This is a genomic window from Agaribacillus sp. DX54, from assembly GCF_056858335.1.
Genome location: NZ_JBXEQE010000013.1, coordinates 119,513 through 143,632, shown reverse-complemented (window position 1 = coordinate 143,632; position 24,120 = coordinate 119,513). Strand labels below are relative to the sequence as shown.

Sequence of the window (24,120 nt, the reverse complement as noted above, 5' to 3'; positions counted from 1 at the left end):
GGCAATGGTTATCCCGGGACATTAGCCCGATTCAGGATTCTGGCAGTATATCAGGTACAAAGCTGTGTTTAACATGTCTTAGATAATAATACCTGATATTATTATTAACTTATGCTGTGTTAAATCTAAATGCTTAATTATCATGAGAAGAATAGTCTTGTTTGTTCTGGCACTTTTTTTTGTATTGGTTGGAAACTCCCAAAATCGCCAGCTCCGGATCATCGCCATTGGGGCCCATCCCGATGATTGTGACAGTAAATTCGGGGGAACTGCTGCTAAATTTGCGGAAATGGGGCATGCGGTAAAGTTTTTGTCACTGACCAACGGCGATGCGGGCCATCAGCGTGAGGGGGGAGGTGCCCTTGGCAAACGCCGGCGTGCTGAAGCAAAAGAAGCCGGCCGGCGTCTGGGCGTCGAATATGATGTGCTTGATAATCACGATGCCGAACTCCTGCCTACTTTGCAGGTACGACATCAGGTGATCAGAAAAATCCGGGAGTGGGATGCAGACATTGTACTAGGCCTGAGGCCCAACGACTATCATCCTGATCACCGAAATGCCGGAAAAGTTGTGCAGGATGCCGCCTACCTCGTCATTGTACCCAATGTTACGCCCGATACACCCCCTTTGAAAAAAAAACCATTGTTTTTGTACATGCAGGATCATTTTCAGAAACCTAATCCCTTTAGCCCCGATATCGTCGTGGCCATTGACGACACGATTGAAAAGAAAATAAACGGCATGGGGCTACATTATGCGTCTCGGATTTTGGTCGAAGCCTCTGATCAATCGTGAGACCATTAGCCTTAGAAAAAAAGAAATGGGGAGTTATGAATCATAAGTCGATGATAGGTGTCGACCTAGGTGGCACTAATGTTAGGGCCGGATTAATATCTGATCATCGAATGGCTAAGCTGGCAAGCCGGAGTATTACTTCACAAGGCGCTGAAGCAGAGGTTTTAAAGGAGGTGATCGACGTCATCGACCGGATTTATGAAAGCGACGTGGCAGGGATAGGCGTTGGGGTGCCCGGCGTTGTGGATACCAAAAACGGTATCGTATATGATGTGCAAAATATTCCGTCGTGGAAGGAAGTACATCTCAAGCAGAAATTGCAGGATTATTTCAAAACCCCGGTTTATATTAACAACGATGCCAACTGCTTTGCCATCGGGGAAAAGCATTTCGGACATGGAAAAGCCTATCGACAAATTGTGGGACTGATTACCGGCACCGGTATGGCGGCGGGAATTATTGTCAACGGGAAACTTTATGAAGGCCACAATTGCGGTGCCGGAGAGTTTGGCATGATACCCTACAGGGATCATAACTATGAGTACTATTGTAGCGGCCAGTATTTTACCCATGAGTACCGAATTGGAGGAGATCAATTGTTTCGGCAGGCCAGCGATGGCGATGAACGTGCCCTGAAAATTTTTGCCTCGTACGGGGCCCATCTGGGAAGTGCCATCATCGCTATCTTGTACGCTGTTGATCCCGAGATAATCATTCTGGGCGGCTCGGTAAGCAAAGCCTATTCTTTTTATCAAAGCGCGCTTCATCAAAAGCTGAAAACCTTCGCCTACAGCCCTGTCGTTGACCGGCTTACCATCGAGGTTTCCGAAACACCTCATATTGCGGTCTTCGGTGCGGCTACGCTTTGTTGGCAGTTGTCAATTAAAACCAACCCATAATTCGGTACAATTTGCATTCCTGCCTGTCTTAATTTAAAAGAGCATAACGTTGAATCGCATCCTTTTTAGCAGGCTTATATGATACCATTGAAAATAAGAATAATTGGTCTCCTTTTTGTTGTCAGCTTCGCAAGTTATGCGGCTGATCGCATTCCGGTAAAAGTAGAAAATGTGGCGTTTGGGGCACCTTTGACATTGGGGGTTCCTTTCCCGCGGGGTGTATTGTTTTCTCCGGACCATGTACGGCTATTGAATAAAAACGGTGAGGAGATTCCCTCCCAGATAACGGAAGTAACTTCCTGGGAGCCGTTGGATGGTAGTGTCAAGTGGATTTGGGTATTCTTTTTTGCAGCGCGTTCATCCGATTATATACTTGAGTACGGCGAAGATGTGAGCAGGGCGCCTGTCGAAGGAGAAAGCGTGGTAATTATAAATAGTCAGCGTACAAATGGTTATGCCGAAATAAATACCGGGCCATTACGGTTAACAGTGAAAAAAGGTGAAGGAGGTTTTTTGAATCAGGTCATGTTTGATCTCGATGGAGATGGCTTTAGCGAAGAGGATGTTATTGCCGAAGGACCGAACGGAAGGGGTTCTTTCCTGGATATCCTGGATGATGCCGGCATTGATCCGTCCAGGGCTGTGATCACACATACGGTAAAAGAAAAGGGATCGGGGCCGCTCCACGCTATTCTAAGGATGGAAGGGGTGTACCATTATACCAGAGTGGATAATAACCCTTCACCCTTTGTCATACGAATCCATGCCTATGCGGGCAAGTCTTACATCAGGGTTTTGCATACCCTGACTTACACTGGTATTCCCGATAAACATAAGCCGGAAGAAGGGGAGCATGCATTAATAGCCACGCAATCAGAGAAAATTATACCTGAGGATAGGGAAGATGACCCTGGCTGGATGCAACCCAACGATCGCATTGCAGGAACCGGCCTGTGTTTGAGCTACCGGCTGTCCGGAAATGCTGATTTCAAAACCGGTTACCGGGAAGGTGCATGGTGGGAACAGGGTGCCCAACGAATTCATGAAACCCCCGTTCAGCCAGGTGACCATATTTCGGTCATGCAAACAGGCCCCAAACCCAACCGCATACCCCCGCTACCCCAATCATCATCTGCAAAGCGTATTCAAGGTTTTCAAGCCAGTATTACCACCGGTGCCAAAACCATGAAGTCCTTTGAAAAGGCTATGGGCTGGATAGATATTTCCGATGAAAAATGGGGGATTGGCGTTGGCATGCGATACTTTCTGGAAGAATATCCCAAAGAGATAAAAATCGACGGAGACAGTAGTCGTGTGTATGCCTACATTTGGACACCTTCTGTTGAACCCATGAGCTTTGCCCGGTGGTCAAACAAAACCGAAGGTCAAATGCTGGATAATTTTGCACAGGGGTTGGCCAAAACCACCGAGTTGGCCTATGACTTTCATACGGCCGCCGAAGGCACCGGAGAAGTTGAGCGAACCCTTAATTACTTTTTAAATCCCCCGGTGGCGCATGTGAGTCCTCAATGGTAAGCCGATTCCCGCGTTTATGGTTCATTTTCTCCACGGTTGGGAAGCTATGCTGAATATGAAAGGGGATTGGACTATAAAATGGATTGGATGTTGTTTAACCAGCAGTGGGAGCCATGGTACGGTATGTTTGACTATGGAGATTTTATGACACACTACTTCAATCAGGAATGGAAAATCTGAGCAAACAATGAGCCAGCCCAGGATTTTATGCTTTGGATGCACTTCATGCGTACAGGGGAGCGAAAATACTACCTGGCAGCAGAAGCGATGAGCCGTCACACCATGGATGTGGACAACATTCATTGGCCGAAAGCTGCCCGGTATTACGGAGATACTAATCCCGCCCTGGATTTTTGGAAATCGAAGGAGCAACCACCACCTACTCCTTACCTGGGAATCGGAAGGCGCCATGCCACTCAGCACTGGATTGCCTTGCTAAGCGCCCATGTTTAGGTGCAGGGCTGGCTGGCTTCCTATTATCTCACAGGTAACCACCGCGGCTTGGAAGTGGCAAAACTAACCGCTGATACCTATTCCGGGAGAATTTGGGGAGATCATGGTTTAACGGGCAGGAGGCTTTATTTGTCAGTATGGAACATGGTGGAAGTATGGGATGCTACGAAGGATGAATGCTATTTTGAAGATCTAAAAGACCGGGTGCACCGAATGTTGAACCTGCAGGGAGGACCGGATCAGTGCACCAGTCTGGTAATCGACCGTTATGGCTACTCCCAGGTTTACGCCTCGCATGCACTACGCAAATACCTGCAGCTCACCGACGACCCCAAGGTTCACCGTGCCCTGGTGAGACATGCCCGGTCTGTCAGGGACGTACCTCCCTGGAATCATAAATATGAGTCCTATTTATCCACTATCCACAGTTTGCTGGTCGGTTATGAACTGACCGGTGAGCCCAGCTTTTTCAGGGAGGCTCTGGGCCGGGCGGAATTTCTTAAGACTGAGAAGCTGGAAAAGCCGCTCCATAGCCTGAAAGATCAACACGAGATGGAGCAGGCCCTGGAAAGCGTGAGCCATTTGCCTGCTGAAACCGACTATCATGAGGGTACCGACATGGATCATGCCATCTGGGACATTTCACAAGGACTCAGGGTGTTCGGATGGACCCATGCCTATAATGTTCCTTATCTTTTGTATTGGTTGAGGAGGGAACAGCAGGAGGGAGAGGGGCATAGGGTGTCGAAGAAACGGTAGGAGGAGGGGGCTGGGTAGCTACCACCCACTCAATGATAACTCACATGCTTTCGAAGTACTTTGATCGCTTCATGCATACAGTTCCGCACGGTTTGATACTTGATAGGAATGACTTCGGTTATTTCTTTGTAGCTCATGCCCTTGTAAAAGCATAAGTAAATAATTTCCTTTTGCCGCTTGGACAGGTTATTCAGCGCCTTTTCCAATCTTGACAGTTGCTGCCGGGACACCTCATTTTTAATGAGCATTTCTTCGATATTCAGATGTACGTCATATTCGGCGGGCAAATCGATAATATCACTGATTTTTTTATCCGATTTAATCAAATCTATCAAAATCCGGCGAAAGGACTTAAAAAGATAAGACTTAATCGAATGCACATTCCCCAGGTTTTCCCTGTTTTTCCACAATTTCAGAAATAAATCCTGAATACAGTCCTCCGCGATGTCTGCATGGCCTGAAACTTTCAGGCCATAGTTGAAGAGATGCTGATGGTAATATAATATATAAGCTTGAATGCTTGTCTGTTACCTCTCTTAAATTCAATCCAAAGTTGAAGGTCAGGTAGACTTTTTAAGGAACGATTCATTATTTCTTAATATAAGAAACAGGCGGAAGAATGACAACGCTTTACGCCGATAATTCGTTCCCTGCCATTTCATTTTTGGCGTTAAGCGGAAGGGGAGTTACACCCGCTCCAGCCGTACAGGTAAGGTTTTACCGGAATACCATTGGGGCACATAAATGTTTTCGTCGTTATCGATACATACGTCATGGGGATTTAAAAACGTTTTACCATCGTATTTTCCTTCCTTTAGCTCGCCGTTTTCATATTCCGGAGCCGATCCACCGGGAAAGGAGACAACCTTATTGTTTTTGTCCAGAACAGCCAGCATGCCATCATAGGCTGACCAGGATTGGGTTACGATAACAGCGAAATACAAAACGTCGTTTTTAATCACGGGGCGACATATCCAACAGCCTGGCAATTTGATCGTCTCCAGGTACCTGCCCTCCATGGTAAAGCGTTTAAACTCCTGTTTGGAGCGCGAAGTAATCAGCAGGGTAGGGTTATCGGGGTTTCTGGTGTCAAAGGTGATACCGTGGCAACAGTCAAATTGGTCTTGGGCATTCCCTTTGCCTCCAAAATGCCGGATGTATTCCCCGCTGTGATTGTATTGAATGATATAGTTTTCGCCATACCCATCGGCAACGTAAAAATCTCCATTGGGGGCTACGGCCACTTCCGTTGGCTTGAACTTCTCGGGGCCTGTATAAACGCCAGCCTCCTTGGGGTAATCGAGTTGTAACAAAATTTTCCCCTGCAACGTGGTTTTGACAACCCGGCTTATGTCCGTATCAGTAATGAAAAGAAATTCTTCCCCACCTTCCTGTGAAAGTGTTAATCCATGCGCTCCTGGAAATTCACTACCCCAGGTCTTCAACACCTTACCCGAACGGTCGTAAAATATCACATTGTTTTGCTGGTGATTGGTAAGCAATATAAGTCTTCCCTGGCTATCCTGCACCATTTCGTGGCAATCTTTTACCGGAACATTCAGCGGGTCCTGTTGACTCCAGGTTTTGTCCACACGGTATTTGAAATCACCGTGGCCGACTATATGACCTTTGGGTTTTTTTCCGGTATTGATGTTAAACGAATATTGGGAAACACTCATACCTGCCGCCAGGAAAGAGGTGTTTTTGATAAAATTTCTTCTTTTTGTTTGCCGCGTCATAAGCTTCAGTAGTTTAGAATGAGATGTTTGCTTTAAATTTAAAAGTCAGATTTAATAAAAATAATTATATATGTCAGTTGATATTATTGAATTCAAAACCTTTGTCAATGACAAGCGCCGGGCGTTCCTGACTTAAGGCGTCAATAGCTTCCCCACTTACATGGGTTTGCCAGAGATATAAATGGGTAAGGGTCTTGATTTCTTTAATGCTGGCTAAGGATTTGTCAGTAATCTCAGTAGCATATAGGTTCAGATATTCAAGGTGCGATAATTTTTCAAGCGCCTGAACACCTTTATCCGTAATGGCATTCTGTTCTATCTTCAGTCTGGTAAGATTGGGAAGCCGGGCAATTACCTGAAGCATTGGGTCGGTAATACCTTTTCCCGCCAGATCCAGCCAGGTAACCTGTTCCTGTACCTCTAACAAGGATTTAAATTGATCCAGGCTAATTGAACTTTCAACCAGTTTAACTTCCAAAAAGTGATTGTCAGCAGACAGTGATATGGCTTTGAAGCCCGCCGCAGACAACTTGTCCAGGGCTGCCTCGGACGCCTGTGTAACCTGGACCCTTTCGTAATGGGGCTTTCGGGAAACATCGACCTGAAAATTACTTAGCAACAGGGCTTTCATGTCATGTGGCAGTGGGTTGGCAGTCAGTTGTTCATCGAAAGAAGCGCCTGCATCAATCCACCATTCCAATAGTTTTATCTCGGCAAAAGTAAGGGGTTCACCTTTGGGAGGCATGAATTTTTTGCTGTTTTTAGGGAGAATTACCCGTTCGAACAACGCACTTTCATAAGCATTTCCGGCCACCAGCACTTCTCCTTCCTCGCCACCTTCCAAAATACCCTCCTGACTGGTCAGCACCAAACCTCCTTTTTTCTTGGTTTCACTATGGCAACCAGCGCATTTGCTATTCAGGCTAGGTTCGATCAGGTGCTGAAATACGGCGATCGAGTCAGGCTGTGAGGGCAGCACGATTTCGGTTTCTCCGCTATTATCTGCCGAGAACATCTGTTGAACGAAGGTGGGGGCATATTGCACCAGGTAATTACTGCCGTGGGTGAGTACACCTCCGAAATGCCCGGTAAAAGCGATTAACAACACCGAGCCCCACAAGGCGGCCGATAAGGGCCAGGGATTTGATTGGATGATCCCTGTGTGAAGTAGCCAGGCAATGGTTGTCAGAATGGCTACCCCAACCTCGAGCCAGCGATGCCAGAAGAGGGTATTTTCATCATATCCTCCATCTGCAGCCAGCAACCAGCCCAGGAAAGCAGCCAGCACGGCGCTGACAGCACCGAGCAGTAATGCGAAGCGGATTGCCTGGTTAAAAGATCCTTTATCAGATTTTTTCGACCACAACATCATCAAAAATGCCAACAGAATAAATCCGATCGGTAAATGAACAATCAGAGGGTGAAAGCGTCCTAAAAAAATCTCAATATTCATATCAAAAAACGTATTAGTCAATTAGGTTAAAACCTGCCCTTTGGTGGGGTTAGGGAGCAGCGCCCCGGCGAGTTGCCAGGTCACAAACTTATTATATGGCATATTTTCATAAAATGCTTTAATGACCTTATCCCTACACAGCCACATCATACGCCAACCGTCAGTATTCATGCCGTGAGAGTCCGCATATCGGGCCGGATCCATCCGATCCATCGCCATTCTTTCCCCATATGAGTCACTCGCTAAGAGCCGGTCCACCACTTTTTCATCAGCCTCGGGGTTATGCAGAAAACTATCCATTTCTTCAATGGTCGGAGGCAGACCCGTGAGATCCATCGCCCTCCTTAACAAACGTTCCTTATCAGCCTTAGGGGATGGGATGAGGCCTTTCCCGGTATTTTGATCCGGGCCATGGCAGGCAAAATACCGGTTCGATAGTATGGGTTTAATGTGAAAGTTAAAATCTATCCGGTCAGGTAATTTTTCATACGCTTGCAGCCCCTCTTCCGGCCATTTTCGAAGACAGCCAACCAGCAGTGAAACCAGAAAAAAAACGTATGACAGCAGGTAGTTAGTTACTACACTCATAGATGCGAAAATTAGAGCGACCCAACCCCTAATATAATCAATTAATCATTAAAATGCCCCCAGGCTATACCGGTAATCACTAAAGGTATTATGAAGTGTTTGCCAAGCCGATCGATTGATAAATTGAAAGGGGCGATGTTTACCTTCCTGGAAAATAGTGTCAAGAATCATTTCTTTAAATGATAAAAGTCATGATTTAAATAGGTACATTTCCCTAAATAGTTATGGGATCGTAATATTATTAAGGGGGATTTTGTCTAAACAACGATCCTGATTATCTTAAAGCCAATGTGGAAGAATGTAGTTAACGAATGGGAAATCTAAACGTAATTCCGGCCGATGATACCGCCAAAGTGAGGCGATATATGCAGTTTCTCTTCAAAGATATTGAGGGACTGGAAAAGATGATTGCTGACAACATGATCGAAGAAGGTGTGACCAGAATAGGTGCTGAACAGGAATTGTGCCTGGTTGATAAAACCCTGAGACCGGCGCCAATTGCCGATGAGGTTTTGACCAAGCTCGGTGATGACCACTTTACCACCGAGTTATCAAAGTTTAACCTTGAGATCAACCTGGATCCTTTGAAGTTTGAAGGCGACTGTTTGAGCCTGATGGAAAATCGGTTGTCCGCTTACTTGAGCGTATTGGAAGATAAAGCCGATGAACTGGATGGCCAATACATTTTAGTGGGTATTGTACCGACGATCCGTTCCAGTGATCTTGACATTGAAAACATGACCCCCAGGGTCAGATATTATGCGCTGAACGACTCCATCCTTCGCATGCGTGGCGGGCCACAGGAGTTCAGAATTCAGGGTACGGATGAGTTGATTACCAGGAATAACTCGGTGATGTTTGAAAGCTGCAATACCAGCTTCCAGGTTCATTACCAGGTAGGAGCGAGTAACTTTGTAAATGCCTACAACTGTGCACAGGCAGTTTCAGGGCCTGTTTTGGCATCCTGTACAAACTCTCCGATATTTTTGGGGAAACGCCTGTGGCGGGAAACCCGCGTTGCCCTCTTCAGCCAATCGACGGACACGCGGGGCCAGGTCAATGAGTTACGTGAATCGAAATCAAGGGTGGTATTTGGCGATACCTGGATAGGCAACAATGTGCTGGATATCGTCAGAGAGGACATTACCATACACCGCCCCTTGGTCATCAGTGAGGAGTTGGAAGATACTGCCGAACAGCTCAAAAAGGGTAAGATTCCTGCCCTGAAAGCTTTGGCGCTGTACAATGGCACCATTTATAAATGGAACCGGGCCTGTTACGGCGTTTCAGAGGGCAAGCCGCATCTCAGAATCGAGAATCGTTATCTGCCTGCCGGTCCTACGGTGGTGGATGAAATAGCCAATGCTGCGTTTTGGGTAGGACTGATGCACGGGCTGCCGGAAGTGCATAAAAACATCGCGGAAGAACTGGAATTTGATCAGGCTAAATCGAATTTCATTAAAGCCGCCAGAATTGGATTGGCTTCGAAGTTCAGGTGGATCGGGGGTAAGAATTATTTTGCGGAAGATTTGATATTAAATGAATTACTTCCTGTTGCCAGGGAAGGGTTGACCAGGGCCAAAATCGCCGGTCAGGACATCGACCGGTACCTTGAAATCATAGCAGAAAGGGTAAAAACAGGTAATACCGGTTCGCAATGGATTGTGGATTCTTTTCATACGTTGAAAAAGAATGAGAGCCTGGATGCCAGTCTGGTGGCCACCACAGCAGGTATTTTGAACAGGCAAAAGAAGAACGAGCCGGTACATCTTTGGGACGATGTACATATCAATGAAGCAGGTGGGGGGGTAAACAGGTACAGAAGAATAGACCAGATCATGTCGAGAAGGTTATATACGGTGCAGGACGAAGATTTGGTAGATCTGGTGCCAAATATTATGATGTGGAAGCAGATAAGGCACCTGTTGGTTGAAAATGACCGGGGGGAATTGGTAGGACTGGTGACGATGGGCAGATTGGGTCAACATTATTCGGTACAGGACAAGAAAGGAAAGAAAGCAATTCCTGTTAAGAAGATCATGGTGAAAGATGTTTACACCGTTAAACCTGACACCCCGACTGTGGAAGCAGCGGCACTCATGCGGGAAAAGAAAATCGGCTGTCTGCCGGTGGTCAATGAAGACAATAAACTGGTTGGCATCGTAACCGAGAGGGATTTTCTGAAAGTCGCTGAATTTTTCCTGAATGAGTCAAAATAAGGTATTGTCTAAGCTGTAGTCCGGATAACCGATATCCCGCTGTGAGCTGTCAACCGGGATGATGTCCCTGCCGGAAATCCGGGCCTGAACATTATCTGAAAGACTTTCCAATACTGAAAAGTACCAGTCCGGACTCTTCTTCTGAAAAAGCTACGGAGAGATTAATGGCAAAATTCTCCCGCAACGGCACCAGGTAAAAGCCTGCCCCGTAGCCCCGGTGCCATGTATTCGTCAGATCAAAATCGGAATACACCCTTCCTGTATCGAAGAAACCTTTCACACCGAATTTCATTGGAACGATGGAAGTCTTAAACTGCGACAGTTCCAGGCGCAGTTCCGAGTTAAAGAAAATGGTGGATTCCCCTGTGAACCGGTTTCTGAGATAACCCCGCAAATCATTGTTCTGTCCGAGATATTTTAGTTTGTAAAAGGGTACTTCTCCATAACTTTTTGACCCCCCGAATTTAAAGCCGAATGTTACCGGCTTGAACATGTGCAATGTGCGATAGGTTTCCAAAAATCCATTGGTCAGGCCATAGTCGCTGCTATTACTGGTCACAAACCCATTTTGATGTTGCAGGAATGCCCTGATTCCTCTTTGCGGCAGGTGATGTCGATTTCTGAAATCCAGGTCGAGGGTAGCAATAATCTCTGCGATGTTGGTATCTTTGGTGCCCAATAACGCCTGATCGTCCGGTATATCACTAACAATGGTGTTGTTTTCTATTTGTTCGGCATTGTTTTCATAATGCAATTGAAAGCCTATGCTGCTCCTTTTCCAGAAATCATGCATAAGGCCGGCCGTAAACTGGTAAGAGTCGTAGCGGGTACGGTAAAAATCACTATCAAAAAGATCATCATCTTTTTCAGTGTCATTGCCGATGCCAAAGAAGAAAGTAAAAAAATAGTGATTGGCAAGAAGGGCATTAGCGGTCAGATCCCATTTTTTTATGACGTGGCGCCACTTTCCCTCATAACTGAATGTATTGTTCCGCTCTGTGGTAACCCCCACGCTGATGCTGTGCTTGCTGGCATAGTCCTGCTTGCCAAATTTCTGGCGTGTAAATTCTACACCCATACCGATACCTAATCCGTTGTCAAGATTAAACAGGATTAAAGGCAGCGGCAGGTAGGTGTCGTAGGCAAAAGCGGTTCGATCATAATTATACAGGTACTGGTTCCAGTGGTTTACCTGCCTGGCTTCAGACCCAAGATCAAGTGAGGCATCTTCATCATTTTCGTAAATCAGTGTTTTTTTACCCCATCCACCAACCTCAGAGTCGTCATAGATGATATCTGCTCCCGGCCCACCGATCACGCGCACTTTTATGGAGCGGTCTGCTTTGCCTGTGATCTTGAAAACGTCCGCTTTTCGTAATCCATATAATCGAATTTCCCTGGTTTCCTGCGGAAAAAATTTCCTGTAAAAGTATTGACGGGAACTGTCTGGCTCCATAGCGGCTTTGTCGAGATCGCACATTTGGACTTCCACCGTACCATCTGCATTTCTGATCACATCAAAGCATTCCCTTTTGTTCGAACCCACAATATCCACCTCTTTAGCCAGCATTTTATAATAATCATCAGCATATTTCGGCAGGTCTTTTACACGTTGCTTTAGCTTATCGGCAATTTCACTGCCTGAAATGTCGAAGATTTCCGGGGGCATATTCCTGACCGAGGCATCTATAACCTCGTCATCTATTCTTTGTTGGACATATTCGGCAGCTTCTTTCCAGTCATTTCTATCCAGTCTGCCGGCCAGTAACCGGTCCATGTGACGGGCCTGCCACATCAGGCTTCGCAACCCTTTTATTCTGTAGTTAAAATTTTCACCACTGGGCTTGGCCCATTCCCGGTCGGCCAGCCAGGGGAGCACACCGTCCCAAAGGGAAAAAACGTGATCCCGGTCCCTGGGAATGGGCCGGTAGATAACCGATTTGTTTTTTTTATATCCTGCCCACTTCCAGTTATCCTCATGTTTACCCCAGTCACCCACTAATATATCAAACACCCTGGCACGGGCGTATTCAGTATCGTTAACCCGATGATCATGGTCTTCATACAACTCCCGGAAAAGCCGGTAGCTTTTCAAAATCCTGTCCGCACCGGCAAAAGGCTTTTCAACCTTCTTTGGATTGGTGGGCCGGTCCTCCAGCATACCGAAAAGGTTTGCATAGTCTTCTCTGAAAGTTCCCAGCTTTTTGTCATCAGGCAGCAGGTATAGCCTGGGGTGGGCATGAAGAATACCGATCCGGTTTAACAGCATGTCTGCAGCCAACGCACCATATGGTTGCTGTGTGGTAGTTTGGTCCCTCACCACGTCAGCCACAATGGTCTCCCGCAACGCATAATTCAGTGCCCGGACCGGATCTTTGTTGACCGACCTGAATACGTACTCCATTCCATCGCCAGCCTTGAATTTAAGAGAGGTAGTCTGTCGCCCACCACCTCTTTGATAAGGTGTTAATCCATTGAAAGTAGTATCCAGGTTAAGATAAGGCACTTGCACCGGCGTGGTCCAGGTATCCCGGTAATGGCTCCCCAACCAGAATTTTTTGATTTTTCCGGCTTCATATTCTTTTCCTGCTCTTACTGTAGTCATAGTGCCCGCCTGCTGACTCTCTGTGCTATCATACACAACAGGCTGAGCACACGGGGTGTAAGAAGTATTTGTAGGCGTATCTCCTGTGACCTCTTGACAATCCGACTGAAATAGCTTAAACCCGGAGGTTTGCTGCCATTCATTATTTTCACCCAACTCTCTCACCGAGGCATAGACCTGACCATCATCGTGATAATCCAGTACAACAAGCCCCGGAACCGATTCCGAATAAAGTGTCAGACTTCCCTTAGCCGCAAATCCCGGATTTACCGGTGCTCCACTGTTTACCAGGTAGTTTCCCTGATATCTGAGTATCTGCAGGTTATGTTCGTGGCCCGAGCAGTAGATCAGGGATTTCCTTTCCAGCAGCATACTTCCCAGTTTTTTTCTAAAGGAGTCAAAACGAACGTTTGAGATATCTTTTGAAGTGCCTACGTGTCGGCGGAAGGCAGGATAAAAGCTCCCGATAATCGGCAAAGGCAATAAATACTTTGACAAAGGCCATCTGCCACCATAATTTCCGTAGGAAAGAAGCGGATAGTGACCGGCAATCAGGATATTCTTACCGGAGTTTTCGTCGATGAGATCTTCTAATTCTTCCAGAAAATCATTTTCGGTAGTGATCTTACAGTCCCCGTCAGCGGGCCTTGGTTTGTCGTATGGGTGATTCCACCATTGGGTTTGAATAGCTATTAACAGTATATTTTCACCCAGCTCAATGTCCTTTGGCCCCGGGCATCCGTCTTTGATAGCCCACTTTACACGGGGCATTGCCGCACCAGACACCCATTTTTCCAATCGTTTCACGCGTTTCCAGCCTTCCGGTCCTGAGTCGGCCCAATCACGGTCTCCGGGTATGACGATCATTTGCACATGTGTGAGATCTTTTACCAGCGACACCAGCCGTTGCACTGTGACGGAATCATCTGATGGGTCTTTGGTACCTGTTATAATATCACCATTTACAATGATGGTTGTGGGGGTATCAGTAGCGGCCAGTAATTTGGGCAGGTTTTTGCGAAAGGGATTTTCAGCGGATAAGTCTGCCGTATTTCCCAACAAAACCACTCTGTAAGCGTCACCTTTTCTATGTTGGGCACATGTATTTTGTAAGGCAAAAAAAAGAAAAGACGCCAGCAAAAGCATTCTCACACATCCCATAAATTTAGGTTTAAGTTACAGTGTCTTCAACCAGTAAAATTAAAATAAATCTGCTGTTTTTAAAATGATGAAGGTCATATATACCGGCACCTGGAAAAGCATTGTGATGAACTCACAAGTTAGCGGGGTATTTTTCAGTACCATCTCAAGCGTTGTTAAATGGACAGTTGACAATTGATAATTGACAATTATTGTAGGGTTTACACCCTTGGGCCGGCGATTGTGAAATCATCGCATCCTCTGATTATTAAGGCTATCGGATAGGGTAAGTGTTCTTGTGCTCATCCGGCGTTGAGAGGCACAGGCGAGAGGTGGGTGTTGCATAACGCATTATAGGTGCCGCGTTCATTTTCGTTTTAGTCATAGTATGACTCGAGGTCATACTATGACTGGTGCCGGCTTTACAGGTGAAAATCTCTGTGTCTTGGTGCCTCCGTGGTGAAAAATGGTTAACCACCAAGGCACCAAGACACAAAGAGGCACAAAGCATTTTGTCGAAAACGTTATGCAACAACTAGGAGACGCTTGCGCCATACTTTCAGTAATCCGTACCCGCCTCCCACTAACCCGGATAATAAACCACCCCACCCGAAGAATCAGCCGACGCCCCGGTAACCGATTTCAGACAATTAATCTCCTTCCTAACCCTTTTCACCCCCATAAAAGCAAAAACAATCGCTTCCTTGAAGTCCACGATCTTCGGTTCGGGGATTACAATCTTAACACGATCAGCCACAAATTGCTGCAACTTTTCAATGAGGAAATCATTTTTCGCCCCGCCCCCGGTAGCAAGCAATCTTGCAGGAAGGTCCTCACAGTATGCCGTCACACCTTTGAAAATCTGGAAAGCAATGTGGTGCGTTGCCGTGCAAAGTTTGTCCGGAATACCGGAGGGGTTTTTATCGATAAGAGGAATTACTTCATCACAAAACCATTCATAACCCAGGGATTTTGGGAAAGGAAGCTGATAATAGTCCAGATGATTGAGTTGGTTCAGCAAATTTTCATCAAGGCTTCCTGACCTCGCTGTTTCACCGTGCTTATCATAGGGTTTTCCGATCCGGGTAGTTAAATGATTAAGTAACATGTTGACCGGGCCTATATCATAGGCGACCCTTACACCATCTTTATCGAATGAAACATTCCCTATTCCACCCAGATTCAGACAAAAGTCGTATTCCTCAAACAAGCTTTGATCACCGACCGGTACAAGGGGAGCACCCTGACCGCCGAGTGACACATCCAGCGACCGGAAATCACAGACAACCCTTTCACCACAACTGTTAGCCAATTCCTGGCCGGCACCGATCTGGTATGTCAATCCTTTTTCAGGTTGATGAAAAACGGTGTGTCCGTGACTGGCAACGAAGTCCACTTTTATACCATGGTGGGATATAAACTGCCTTACATGTTCTCCGGACCATTTTCCAAACTCATTGTTTAACAAAAGCAATTCAACGGAAGAAAGGTCAACACTTTTTTTTAACCGCTCTCTGAGCGAATCCGGATATACGATACTGTGGCTTTTTTCAAGGGAAAACAGCCACTTTTCTCCCTGCTTTGTGAATAGGCAATGGGCCATGTCAAGACCGTCGAGAGAAGTGCCCGACATCAGACCTATTACGCTGTATGTGTGCTCAGTCATCGATTCCTTTTTCTCAAGTAAAAATAATGGAAACCGGCAGCTTTTTGGTGTCATTTACTGGTTCCCGGATAGATACAGGCCGTAAAAACTTTCAACCAGTCCCCCTGGGTCCGGCAATACCCATCATAAGGGGCGCGGAAATAACCTGGCAACCCTTTCCAGGCAATTTCAATCCACTGGCTTTGGTATGAGAGGCTATTTTTTATCATCAATGAAATATAGGGTTTTCATTTTAAAAGACAGCCGTCAGGCCGGGAATTATTAATGCTTTTTCAAATTGTCAGGTACTTTTTGATGACCTGCTTGATGGTGATGGGTCACTTACCTGGTGGAAATCCAAAAAAAACATCGGAACCCTTCAGTGTATCGAGTCGTAACCCCTTGCCAGATTATCGACCCTGCCAATTTTATCAATTTGCAGCTTGGAAGTTTGTTTTGGAATAAAATGTAATAATAATGATGTCATTTCAGGATCACTCCGCTTATTAAGATAAAAAGACTATAAAAAAACAAACAAGCACATTATGAAACTGAAAGTACCAGCTTTTCTAAACACAAAAACCAGGCAACTGACCTTGCTGTATTGCCTGGTTATCATGCCGGCCTATGCACAATCCCAAAAAGCCATGTCGGTCATTGATTTTTTAAATATTCCAGCCGTAGCCAGTCCCAGACTTTCACCTGACGGAAAAATGTTTGTCTATGTCAAGTATGAGAGTAACTGGAAAGAAAACAAGCAGATAGGTCATATATGGAGAAAGGATGTATCGGGAAGTAACCTGATACAATTGACCAACGGATTGAAAGGAGAAAGCAGTCCGGCATGGTCCCCTGACGGGAAGTATATTTCATTTATTACACAACGTAAACCGGCGAAAGAGAATCAGATATATCTGATAAGGAATATCGGAGGCGAGGCCAGGCAGTTAACCAACCACGAAACGCCTGTAAATAGTGTCCAATGGTCGCCTGATGCGCAGAGCCTGTATTTCCTGGCCAGCGATCCGAAATCAAAAGAGGAAAAACACAATGACAAAGTAAAAAATGACCTGTACGCACTGGATGAAAATTATAAACATACACATCTGTGGAGAATTGGTCTCACCGACTCTGTCGCCACCAAAATAACCGACGGGGACTATTCGGTGAATAGTTACCAATTATCAAGAGATGGAAAGTCCCTGGTTATCCGCCGGGGTATAAGCCCGCTTTATGATGAGAGCACCACCAATGAAGTTTGGCTGATGAATCATGAAGGAAAAAATCCGGTTCAGCTCACCTTTAACCATGTATCGGAGTCTTCAGCCAGCCTGTCACCCCTGGGTAACCAAATCCTGTTCACGGTTGCCGCCAATGAGCAATTTGAAAAATACTATAACCGTAAATTATTTTTGATACCAACCGGTGGAGGTAATGCTGTAATGCCGCTGAAAGCGACAGATTATGAAGTTTCAAGAGCGAAGTGGTCCGGTGATGGCAAAACTGTTTATCTGCTCATGAACATGGGTGTTGAAGAACAGTTGTTTAGCTTTTCGCCTTCTAATGGCAAGTTAACGCAAATTACAAAAGGTGATCACGCTATTTCACAATGGCACTATAACCATCGTTTGGACCAGCATATCCTGGCCATTAACCATGCCAAAAATGCGGGAGATTTCTACCTGATGAAAGGAACGGATTTTAAAAATATCAAAAGGCTTACAGAGGTCTATGATTACCTGGATAAAGAATTTCTGTTACCGAAACAAGAGAAGGTTTCCTGGCGCGGTGAGGATGGGGTGACGGTGGAAGGGCTGCTTTATTACCCGGCCAATTATACCAAAGGTACCAGATACCCACTGGTGGTTCAAACCCATGGTGGCCCGGCTTCTTCCGATAAATTTGGAATTTCAAGAAGTTTTACACACTATAACCCGGTGCTGACCGGCAAGGGTTATATGGTACTAAGGCCTAATTACCGGGGGAGTACCGGCTATGGTGATGAATTCCTGAGAGATATGGTGGGGAGTTATTTCAAAAACTCGCACCTCGATGTAATGAAAGGAGTGGACTATCTGATTGAACAGGGGCTGGCCGATCCGGAAAAACTCATAAAAATGGGATGGAGTGCCGGTGGCCATATGACGAATAAGATTATTACCCATACCGACCGATTCAAGGCAGCAAGCTCCGGTGCGGGTGCTGCCAATTGGGTCTCCATGTACGGACAGAGTGATGTAAGAATATACCGGACCCCCTGGTTCGGAGGAACCCCATGGGAGGAAAATGCGCCCATAAACCTGTATTGGGAACACTCACCGCTCAAAGACATACATAAAGTCAAAACACCTACCCTGGTGTTGGTAGGTGGCAAAGATGTCCGGGTTCCACCGCCACAATCAGTGGAAATGTATAGGGCATTGAAAAGTCATAAGGTGCCTGCCCATTTATATATTGCACCGAGAGAACCACATGGCTGGAGGGAATTGAGGCATAGATTACATAAGATAAACCTGGAACTGGACTGGTTTGCCGAACACGCATTGGGAGAAAAGTATACCTGGGAGTCTGTAGCCGAAGATAAATTGCCAAAAGAAGAGGAAGAAGAAAAAGTGAATTAGGAAAGGCAATAGGGTAGAAAAGACCGGTCATCTGGAAACAGCCTATGAGAGAATAGGGCCTCTTGGTTCGATAGCTTGGAATGAAATATCCGGAAAATTTGGCTTATTGAACCGGGCTCAAACGGGAAATACTATACCCAGGATGACATGGAGGAAATCATCAGGCATTTGGAGCGATGGGTTGCAAACCATGACCGGCTGAAACCTTTATGATGGCGTCTGACAAGCTGAAAGAAATTGAGCAACTGTCTGCCGGCCTTTCTGAAGTCTCCGCTTCAGCCCTGAAGGTAATGAACGAAATCCGTAACCCATCTTTCCCGGTGGGAATTTTCACTCCTATTTTCTATCCATGTTTTCATTACCTTCAGAAGCCTGGAGCCGGCTGGTTTTCCTCAGACAACCAGCCTTAATTTCTGGCATAAAGCAGCACCTCTTTGATCATGTTTCGCTTGAAAGCATAGGATAATCCTTTACCTACATATGAATTTTCAGGCTGACTTAAAAAGAAAGAGGCAGAATTGGGTACATTGAAACCCCAGGAGCCCGAAGGTTTGAGCTCGCCAGGAATAATCAGCGAAACATGCCCGATATTGTCAGTGTCTAAATAAACTGCCACCACTGCTTTTTTGGTGTTGGCATGGTTCTGTGCCTGGTCCAGCGCCTGTTGCTCGTAGGCGTGGCCTAACAATTGCCACTGTTGATTGTCTTTCAGAAATTCCGCTATTTCGCTTACCCGCATATATCTGCCTGATTCCTGTGAATAAAAATCATTGATGTTATATACTGTTTTAAGCATGCCGCCTACAAATTTGTTACAGGGATTGATACCATTGACGGGTACGTTTTCACAATTTTTAAACTGCTGCAGAGAATTGTTTAATTCCTGCTGCCATTGGGTGTTTAAGCTTTGTCCATGGACTGTCAAAAGCGAAAATAATAAAGCAAGTGTAAAGTAAACCTTGTTAAAGTCTGCAGTTGAAATCATATTAGATAGTTTCATGATTAAAAATGGTCAAATAATAAAAATCCCAAATATATCACCAACCGGATAGAAAATGTTTCGATAAATGTTTATTTGTTACATATGAATGCCCAGGTGCCAGATTATACGACTTGCCCCCTTCAACAAGCCTCTTGCCTCGAAATACCGGTTTCAATTTCAAATTCTGCCAAAAAAATCATGGTATAATTCAAAAAACGTTGCGATTCCTATTAATTAAAGTTGCTTTTATCTAATTTTAATTAGAGGATTTTAGGCTAAAATCTAAATAAAATGAAAAAGAACGAACAAGAACTAACCTACGAAAAAACCGAAGATGAGAAACGGCAAGGTATTAGCCGGCGGGGATTTTTGAAAGGGGCTGGCTTGACAACAGCCGGAACTGCCATGGTCAGCACGGGGGTTCTGGGATTAAATCAACCACCCGTTTTAGCCGATAAGACGATCGGTCCTGAGGCCATGACCATCCGTTTGAAAGTGAATGGCCATTTGCGTAAGGTCAATGTGGAACCAAGAACCACACTTGCTCAGGCCCTGCGAAACCATTTGCAATTGACTGGCACCAAGGTTGTTTGCGACCGGGGCGCTTGTTCTGCCTGTACTGTGTGGGTAGATGGATTACCAGTTAACGCTTGTATGACCCTGGCGCTGGATGTCGGAGAAAAAGAGGTCACCACCGTTGAGGGATTGATGAAAGACGGTGAGTTACACCCGGTACAACAAAGCTTCATAGACCATGATGCCTCCCAATGCGGTTATTGTACGCCGGGTATGATCATGAGCACCGCCCATTTGTTGGAAAAAAATCCGAATCCGACAATGGAGGATGTTAAACACGCTGTGAGGGGAAATGTTTGCCGTTGTGGCACCCATCCACATGTATTCAAAGCCACCATGGAAGCTGCTAAAAAAATGTAAACCAAAACAAATGGATACCAAAAAAATTAAGTTGCCATATGGTATACCCGGTCATAACCTCAGTGAAATTGAAAGGGAGATACCAGCCAATGAACCACCGGCATGGCCAGTTAATGAAGATCTAAAGGTAGTTGGCAAAAGTGTCAAAAGAGCCGATGCCTTTGCTAAAGTAACTGGTTTTGCCAAATATACCTCGGATATCCAATTGCAGGGTATGTTATATGGAAGAATGTTACGTTCCGGTTATCCACATGCAAAAATCCGGTCAATAGATACCAGCGCCGCTGAGAAGCTTGACGGCGTATATGCTGTCCATGTGTTTAAAAATTTGGTTGGTATGGCCCAGCCACAAACCGACGGAAATAGTTCGGAATACCCTGATGTCAAATTTGCCGGGCAACCTGTTGCAGGTGTCGCTGCAATAACCATCGAAATCGCCGAGGAAGCCCTGAAACTCATAAAGGTGGACTATGAATATCTGCCCTTTGTGGTGGATCTTGAAGAAGCCCAAAGGCCCGAAGCACCCATTGTATTTAAAACAAATGTAGAGCAGGAAGATAGTGGCGGCGGCGGCGGTGGCCAAAGAGGATTGAAAACTGTTGGCAATGTAAGAGGACCTTCTACCTCCAGCTTCTTTGGAGGGCCAAGAGGGGATTTGGAAAAGGGATTCAAGGACGCCGACGTAATAGTGGAACATACCTACCGCACTCAGGTGCACACACATTGCTCTCTTGAAACGCACGGAGTGGTGGTGGATTGGAGGCCGGATGATGTGACCATTTACGCTTCAACGCAAAATACCAATAACGTAAGGCATGAATTTGCAGAGCTGTTTGACCTTCCCAAAAGCAAGGTGAGGGTAATTACAGAGTTTATGGGGGGTGGTTTTGGCGCAAAACACAGTTTGGGTAATTTCGGGGTGATGGCAGGATACCTGTCAAAAAAATCAGGGAGGCCTGTAAGCATGATGCTCGACAGAAAGGAAGAGCATATATCCTCCGGAAACCGTCCCAACTCCATTCATTATTTGAAAATCGGTGCCAAAAAAGATGGCAGCCTGACCGCAATCCAGCAAAAATCCCACGGCACCGCAGGTGTGGGACTAGGGGCAGGTGTAGGAAGAATAGCACAAGTTATGTACGAGTGTCCCAGCTTTACAACCGAGCAATATGACGTTTTTACCCATGCCGGGCCAGGGGCTGCCTGGAGGGCGCCTGGTAATGTGCAGGGGGCTTTTGGCCTGGAACAGGCAATTGATGAATTGGCGGAGAAACTAAATATGGATCCACTGGCCTTCAGAGACGTTATTGATAAAAGTGAAGTTAGAAAAGTAGAGCGCCGGCAGGGTGCCGAAAAATTTGACTGGTCCAGAAGGAAAAAACCGGGATCAGACCCTGGTGTGGTGAAAAAAGGGTTTGGTGTGGCACAATCTACCTGGCCGCGCTTTGTGAACCTGAATTCAACGGTGGAAATAAGGGCTTACAAAGACGGCGCCATCGAAGTACGATCCGGGGTACAGGACATTGGAACCGGCACCAAAACAGTGTTGGCCCAGGTGGTGGCCGAAGAGCTCGGAATGAAGGCAGATGACATAACGGTCCGTATCGGAGATACACTGTTTCCCACAGGCCCGGGTTCAGGAGGAAGTATTGTTACGGGTTCCATTACACCACCGGCCAGAAATGCCGCCTACCAGTTAAAACTCCAGCTTTTTGACCAGGTCGCCGAAAAGCTGGAAACCAAACCTTCCAAACTGTCGGTGGCAGATGGATTTATTGTCTCAAAAGAAGACAATACCAAAAAAATCGCCATCAAAGACGCATTGAAGGAAATGAGAACAGAGCAGGTGACCACCACAGCCAGCCGGTCTGACGATTACGGTGGATTTAAGATGGGCTCATTCCTGGCCCACGACGACCTCGGGTCTGTACAATTTGCAGAGGTAAGCGTCGATACGGAGACAGGATTTGTGAAGGTAGACAAAATTGTCGCTGCCCATAGTTGTGGCAGGCCACTGAACATCAAACAAATTGAAAGCCAAATAAATGGAGGGGTGATACAGGGTGTTTCTTATGCATTGTATGAATACCGGGTCATGGATAATGAAACCGGACACCAGATGAACGGAAACCTCGACCAGTATAAGTTGCCTTGTTCCATGGAAATTCCTGAAATCGAGCCTATCATCATAGAAGACTACGCAGGAAGATCCTCCACCGATGCCTATGGTATCGGAGAGCCGGCGAACATTGCTACAGCAGTGGCAGTTGCTAACGCTGTGTATAATGCAATAGGCGTTCGTATCTATGAATTACCCATTACCCCTGACAAGGTATTGAAAGCCTTAAATAAAACTTAAATTACCAGGACATGAATAAATTTAGTTGGTTTGAAGCCAAAACCGTTGATGAAGCCCTGGAGCAGGTAAACGCAACAGTTTCAGAAGTTTTAACGACCAAAGCCCCTGATCAGCCAGCAGTATTCAAATCAGGTGGTATCGATCTGCTCGACCTGATGAAGGAAGGTCTTGTAGAGCCACAGAAAGTCATCAATATCAAGAATATACCAGGACTTGACACGATTTCCTATATTCAAAAAAGCGGCCTGAAACTGGGTGCCAACGTCACCCTGGCCCAGATGGAAGCCAACACTGACATTAAGGAGCATTACAAGGCCCTTCACCAGGCTGTAGCACATGCCGGCACCCCCCAGCTCAGAAATATGGCTAGTCTGGGCGGAAATCTTGCGCAGCGGACGAGGTGCTGGTATTTCCGCTCTCTTGACCACCAGTGTTTGAGAAAAGGCTCCGGCACGTGTTTCGCGCGCAATGGGGAGAATGAATTCCATGCTGTTATGAAGAACGGATCATGCTCCAGCGTTCACGCTTCATCCGTAGCAACTGCATTACTCGCTTTTGGCGCCTCTGTGGAAATCGCAGGCCCGAACGGCAAGCAAAGAACTGTTCCGATGCAGGACTTTTTTGTAAGCCCGGGCGATGACAGTAGTAAAGAATGCATTCTGGAATCCAACGAATTAATTACTGCCGTAATTGTTCCACCGGTAAGCAGTAAAACAAAAAGTTTTTACATCAAACAAGGTGCCAGGGAGTCTTATGACTGGGCCATTGCCGATGTAGCAGTAGTTTTGCAAATGTCGGGCCGGAACTGCAAAAATGCTGTGGTCGCCTTAGGTGCCGCAGCCCCCGTACCTATTGTTTCTGATGCGGCTTCAGCCGCATTAAAAGGCAAGGAGATCACCGAACAATCAGCCGAAGAATCGGCAGAGGCCTCTATGAAAGGCGCCACGCCTTTATCAAAAAATGCGTACAAGGTTCCTTTGTTCAAAGCCATTGTTAAAAGAGCGATCCTACAAACGACTTAATCATATTATGATGGAAAAAGTTAAATCTTCAGACATAAAGTTTTGCCGGTTTTTGAGGGTCAAGAATCCTTATGGAACCCTTGAAGGCGGTGAAAATGCCTTGTATTTACTGGATGATGCCAATTCGATCTGCTGGTGCATAAAATCCACGGGTGGTGCCGGTCCTGATAACGGACTGGTAGACCCTCCCACGTGCGTCTCCGGCAGGACCTGTTTTGAGCAGCCGGTGAATTGATTATTTGCCACACCCATTTTGTTGAAAACGTGACACCCACGGGACGTTTGCACCATCTCAGTATCCCGGGGCCATTTTGACCATGGGATGCAATAAAGACAAAGAGGCTGTCTCAAAAGGGTAAACATATTCG

At 46.1% G+C, this 24,120-nt stretch carries 19 protein-coding genes and 1 pseudogene; 11 read left to right on the top strand and 9 right to left on the bottom strand.

All coding sequences use genetic code 11. The features are described 5' to 3' along the window. The first annotated feature begins 142 nt into the window (after positions 1 to 142). From AC04NP_RS15505 to AC04NP_RS15485, 5 genes and pseudogenes are all read left to right on the top strand, one after another. Positions 143 to 796: a PIG-L deacetylase family protein gene (locus AC04NP_RS15505; RefSeq protein ID WP_482860699.1), complete on the top strand. Its 654-nt coding sequence runs from the start codon at positions 143 to 145 to the stop codon at positions 794 to 796. 35 nt (positions 797 to 831) lie between these two features. Then, on the top strand, positions 832 to 1,695 hold the full coding sequence (locus tag AC04NP_RS15500) for an ROK family protein (RefSeq protein ID WP_482860698.1): 864 nt from the start codon (positions 832 to 834) through the stop codon (positions 1,693 to 1,695). Between the two features lie 87 nt (positions 1,696 to 1,782). Then, the gene (locus AC04NP_RS15495; RefSeq protein ID WP_482860697.1) at positions 1,783 to 3,231 is read left to right on the top strand and encodes an exo-rhamnogalacturonan lyase family protein; all 1,449 of its coding nucleotides are present in this window, start codon (positions 1,783 to 1,785) and stop codon (positions 3,229 to 3,231) included. Between the two features lie 195 nt (positions 3,232 to 3,426). Then, positions 3,427 to 3,684 (top strand): annotated as a pseudogene (locus AC04NP_RS15490) (exo-rhamnogalacturonan lyase family protein); the annotation flags it as partial. Between the two features lie 54 nt (positions 3,685 to 3,738). Continuing rightward, positions 3,739 to 4,443 carry a hypothetical protein gene (locus tag AC04NP_RS15485; RefSeq protein WP_482860696.1) on the top strand — a complete coding sequence of 235 codons (705 nt, stop codon included), beginning with the start codon at positions 3,739 to 3,741 and terminating at the stop codon, positions 4,441 to 4,443. A gap of 29 nt (positions 4,444 to 4,472) precedes the next feature. Here AC04NP_RS15485 and AC04NP_RS15480 read toward each other — a convergent pair whose 3' ends face one another. From AC04NP_RS15480 to AC04NP_RS15465, 4 genes are all read right to left on the bottom strand, one after another. Continuing rightward, entirely contained in the window at positions 4,473 to 4,949 is a 477-nt protein-coding gene (locus AC04NP_RS15480; protein WP_482860723.1) for an RNA polymerase sigma factor, read from the bottom strand. 180 nt (positions 4,950 to 5,129) lie between these two features. Next, a complete protein-coding gene (locus AC04NP_RS15475) occupies positions 5,130 to 6,182 on the bottom strand; it encodes an NHL repeat-containing protein (RefSeq protein WP_482860695.1) in 1,053 nt (350 codons plus the stop codon). A 73-nt stretch (positions 6,183 to 6,255) separates the two neighbouring features. Further along, on the bottom strand, positions 6,256 to 7,635 hold the full coding sequence (locus tag AC04NP_RS15470) for a c-type cytochrome domain-containing protein (RefSeq protein WP_482860694.1): 1,380 nt from the start codon (positions 7,633 to 7,635) through the stop codon (positions 6,256 to 6,258). 21 nt (positions 7,636 to 7,656) lie between these two features. Beyond that, positions 7,657 to 8,223: a DUF1549 domain-containing protein gene (locus tag AC04NP_RS15465; RefSeq protein ID WP_482860693.1), complete on the bottom strand. Its 567-nt coding sequence runs from the start codon at positions 8,221 to 8,223 to the stop codon at positions 7,657 to 7,659. 311 nt (positions 8,224 to 8,534) lie between these two features. Between AC04NP_RS15465 and AC04NP_RS15460 the strand changes: the two genes are divergently transcribed. Beyond that, complete coding sequence (locus AC04NP_RS15460; RefSeq protein WP_482860692.1) at positions 8,535 to 10,442, top strand: CBS domain-containing protein; 1,908 nt, start codon at positions 8,535 to 8,537, stop codon at positions 10,440 to 10,442. 91 nt (positions 10,443 to 10,533) lie between these two features. On the opposite strand, the gene AC04NP_RS15455 is transcribed toward AC04NP_RS15460, so the two are convergent. The 3 genes from AC04NP_RS15455 to AC04NP_RS15445 all read right to left on the bottom strand — a co-directional run bounded on the left by AC04NP_RS15455 (position 10,534) and on the right by AC04NP_RS15445 (position 16,062). Continuing rightward, positions 10,534 to 14,208, bottom strand: coding sequence for a BamA/TamA family outer membrane protein (locus AC04NP_RS15455; protein WP_482860691.1), 3,675 nt, complete (start codon positions 14,206 to 14,208; stop codon positions 10,534 to 10,536). 562 nt (positions 14,209 to 14,770) lie between these two features. Further along, positions 14,771 to 15,853 carry an anhydro-N-acetylmuramic acid kinase gene (locus AC04NP_RS15450; RefSeq protein WP_482860690.1) on the bottom strand — a complete coding sequence of 361 codons (1,083 nt, stop codon included), beginning with the start codon at positions 15,851 to 15,853 and terminating at the stop codon, positions 14,771 to 14,773. Between the two features lie 50 nt (positions 15,854 to 15,903). Next, a complete protein-coding gene (locus AC04NP_RS15445) occupies positions 15,904 to 16,062 on the bottom strand; it encodes a hypothetical protein (RefSeq protein ID WP_482860689.1) in 159 nt (52 codons plus the stop codon). A gap of 315 nt (positions 16,063 to 16,377) precedes the next feature. On the opposite strand from AC04NP_RS15445, the gene AC04NP_RS15440 reads away from it, so the two are divergent. Next, entirely contained in the window at positions 16,378 to 18,453 is a 2,076-nt protein-coding gene (locus AC04NP_RS15440) for a S9 family peptidase (RefSeq protein WP_482860688.1), read from the top strand. Positions 18,454 to 18,613: 160 nt separating this feature from the next. On the opposite strand, the gene AC04NP_RS15435 is transcribed toward AC04NP_RS15440, so the two are convergent. Together AC04NP_RS15435 and AC04NP_RS15430 are read right to left on the bottom strand one after the other, a co-directional pair. Beyond that, a complete protein-coding gene (locus AC04NP_RS15435; protein ID WP_482860687.1) occupies positions 18,614 to 18,787 on the bottom strand; it encodes a hypothetical protein in 174 nt (57 codons plus the stop codon). Positions 18,788 to 18,859: 72 nt separating this feature from the next. Next, the gene (locus tag AC04NP_RS15430) at positions 18,860 to 19,453 is read right to left on the bottom strand and encodes a hypothetical protein (RefSeq protein WP_482860686.1); all 594 of its coding nucleotides are present in this window, start codon (positions 19,451 to 19,453) and stop codon (positions 18,860 to 18,862) included. A 273-nt stretch (positions 19,454 to 19,726) separates the two neighbouring features. Here AC04NP_RS15430 and AC04NP_RS15425 point away from each other — a divergent pair, with 273 nt between their 5' ends. Genes AC04NP_RS15425 through AC04NP_RS15410 form a run of 4 tightly spaced genes read left to right on the top strand, consistent with a single transcriptional unit; the run spans position 19,727 to position 23,987 of the window. Next, positions 19,727 to 20,371, top strand: a complete 645-nt coding sequence (locus AC04NP_RS15425) for a 2Fe-2S iron-sulfur cluster-binding protein (protein WP_482860685.1) — start codon at positions 19,727 to 19,729, stop codon at positions 20,369 to 20,371. Between the two features lie 10 nt (positions 20,372 to 20,381). After that, positions 20,382 to 22,730, top strand: coding sequence for a xanthine dehydrogenase family protein molybdopterin-binding subunit (locus AC04NP_RS15420; RefSeq protein ID WP_482860683.1), 2,349 nt, complete (start codon positions 20,382 to 20,384; stop codon positions 22,728 to 22,730). Between the two features lie 11 nt (positions 22,731 to 22,741). Next, positions 22,742 to 23,752 carry an FAD binding domain-containing protein gene (locus tag AC04NP_RS15415; protein ID WP_482860682.1) on the top strand — a complete coding sequence of 337 codons (1,011 nt, stop codon included), beginning with the start codon at positions 22,742 to 22,744 and terminating at the stop codon, positions 23,750 to 23,752. A 7-nt stretch (positions 23,753 to 23,759) separates the two neighbouring features. Beyond that, entirely contained in the window at positions 23,760 to 23,987 is a 228-nt protein-coding gene (locus AC04NP_RS15410) for a hypothetical protein (RefSeq protein WP_482860681.1), read from the top strand. Positions 23,988 to 24,120 lie beyond the last annotated feature (133 nt).

Bases quoted from the DNA above. Each gene is read 5' to 3' on its own strand.
- AC04NP_RS15505 (WP_482860699.1), top strand. From the start codon at position 143: ATGAGAAGAATAGTCTTGTTTGTTCTGGCACTTTTTTTTGTATTGGTT.
- AC04NP_RS15500 (WP_482860698.1), top strand. From the start codon at position 832: ATGAATCATAAGTCGATGATAGGTGTCGACCTAGGTGGCACTAATGTT.
- AC04NP_RS15475 (WP_482860695.1), bottom strand. From the start codon at position 6,182: ATGACGCGGCAAACAAAAAGAAGAAATTTTATCAAAAACACCTCTTTC.
- AC04NP_RS15470 (WP_482860694.1), bottom strand. From the start codon at position 7,635: ATGAATATTGAGATTTTTTTAGGACGCTTTCACCCTCTGATTGTTCAT.
- AC04NP_RS15465 (WP_482860693.1), bottom strand. From the start codon at position 8,223: ATGAGTGTAGTAACTAACTACCTGCTGTCATACGTTTTTTTTCTGGTT.
- AC04NP_RS15460 (WP_482860692.1), top strand. From the start codon at position 8,535: ATGGGAAATCTAAACGTAATTCCGGCCGATGATACCGCCAAAGTGAGG.
- AC04NP_RS15455 (WP_482860691.1), bottom strand. From the start codon at position 14,208: ATGGGATGTGTGAGAATGCTTTTGCTGGCGTCTTTTCTTTTTTTTGCC.
- AC04NP_RS15450 (WP_482860690.1), bottom strand. From the start codon at position 15,853: ATGACTGAGCACACATACAGCGTAATAGGTCTGATGTCGGGCACTTCT.
- AC04NP_RS15445 (WP_482860689.1), bottom strand. From the start codon at position 16,062: ATGATAAAAAATAGCCTCTCATACCAAAGCCAGTGGATTGAAATTGCC.
- AC04NP_RS15440 (WP_482860688.1), top strand. From the start codon at position 16,378: ATGAAACTGAAAGTACCAGCTTTTCTAAACACAAAAACCAGGCAACTG.
- AC04NP_RS15430 (WP_482860686.1), bottom strand. From the start codon at position 19,453: ATGAAACTATCTAATATGATTTCAACTGCAGACTTTAACAAGGTTTAC.
- AC04NP_RS15425 (WP_482860685.1), top strand. From the start codon at position 19,727: ATGAAAAAGAACGAACAAGAACTAACCTACGAAAAAACCGAAGATGAG.
- AC04NP_RS15420 (WP_482860683.1), top strand. From the start codon at position 20,382: ATGGATACCAAAAAAATTAAGTTGCCATATGGTATACCCGGTCATAAC.
- AC04NP_RS15415 (WP_482860682.1), top strand. From the start codon at position 22,742: ATGAATAAATTTAGTTGGTTTGAAGCCAAAACCGTTGATGAAGCCCTG.
- AC04NP_RS15410 (WP_482860681.1), top strand. From the start codon at position 23,760: ATGATGGAAAAAGTTAAATCTTCAGACATAAAGTTTTGCCGGTTTTTG.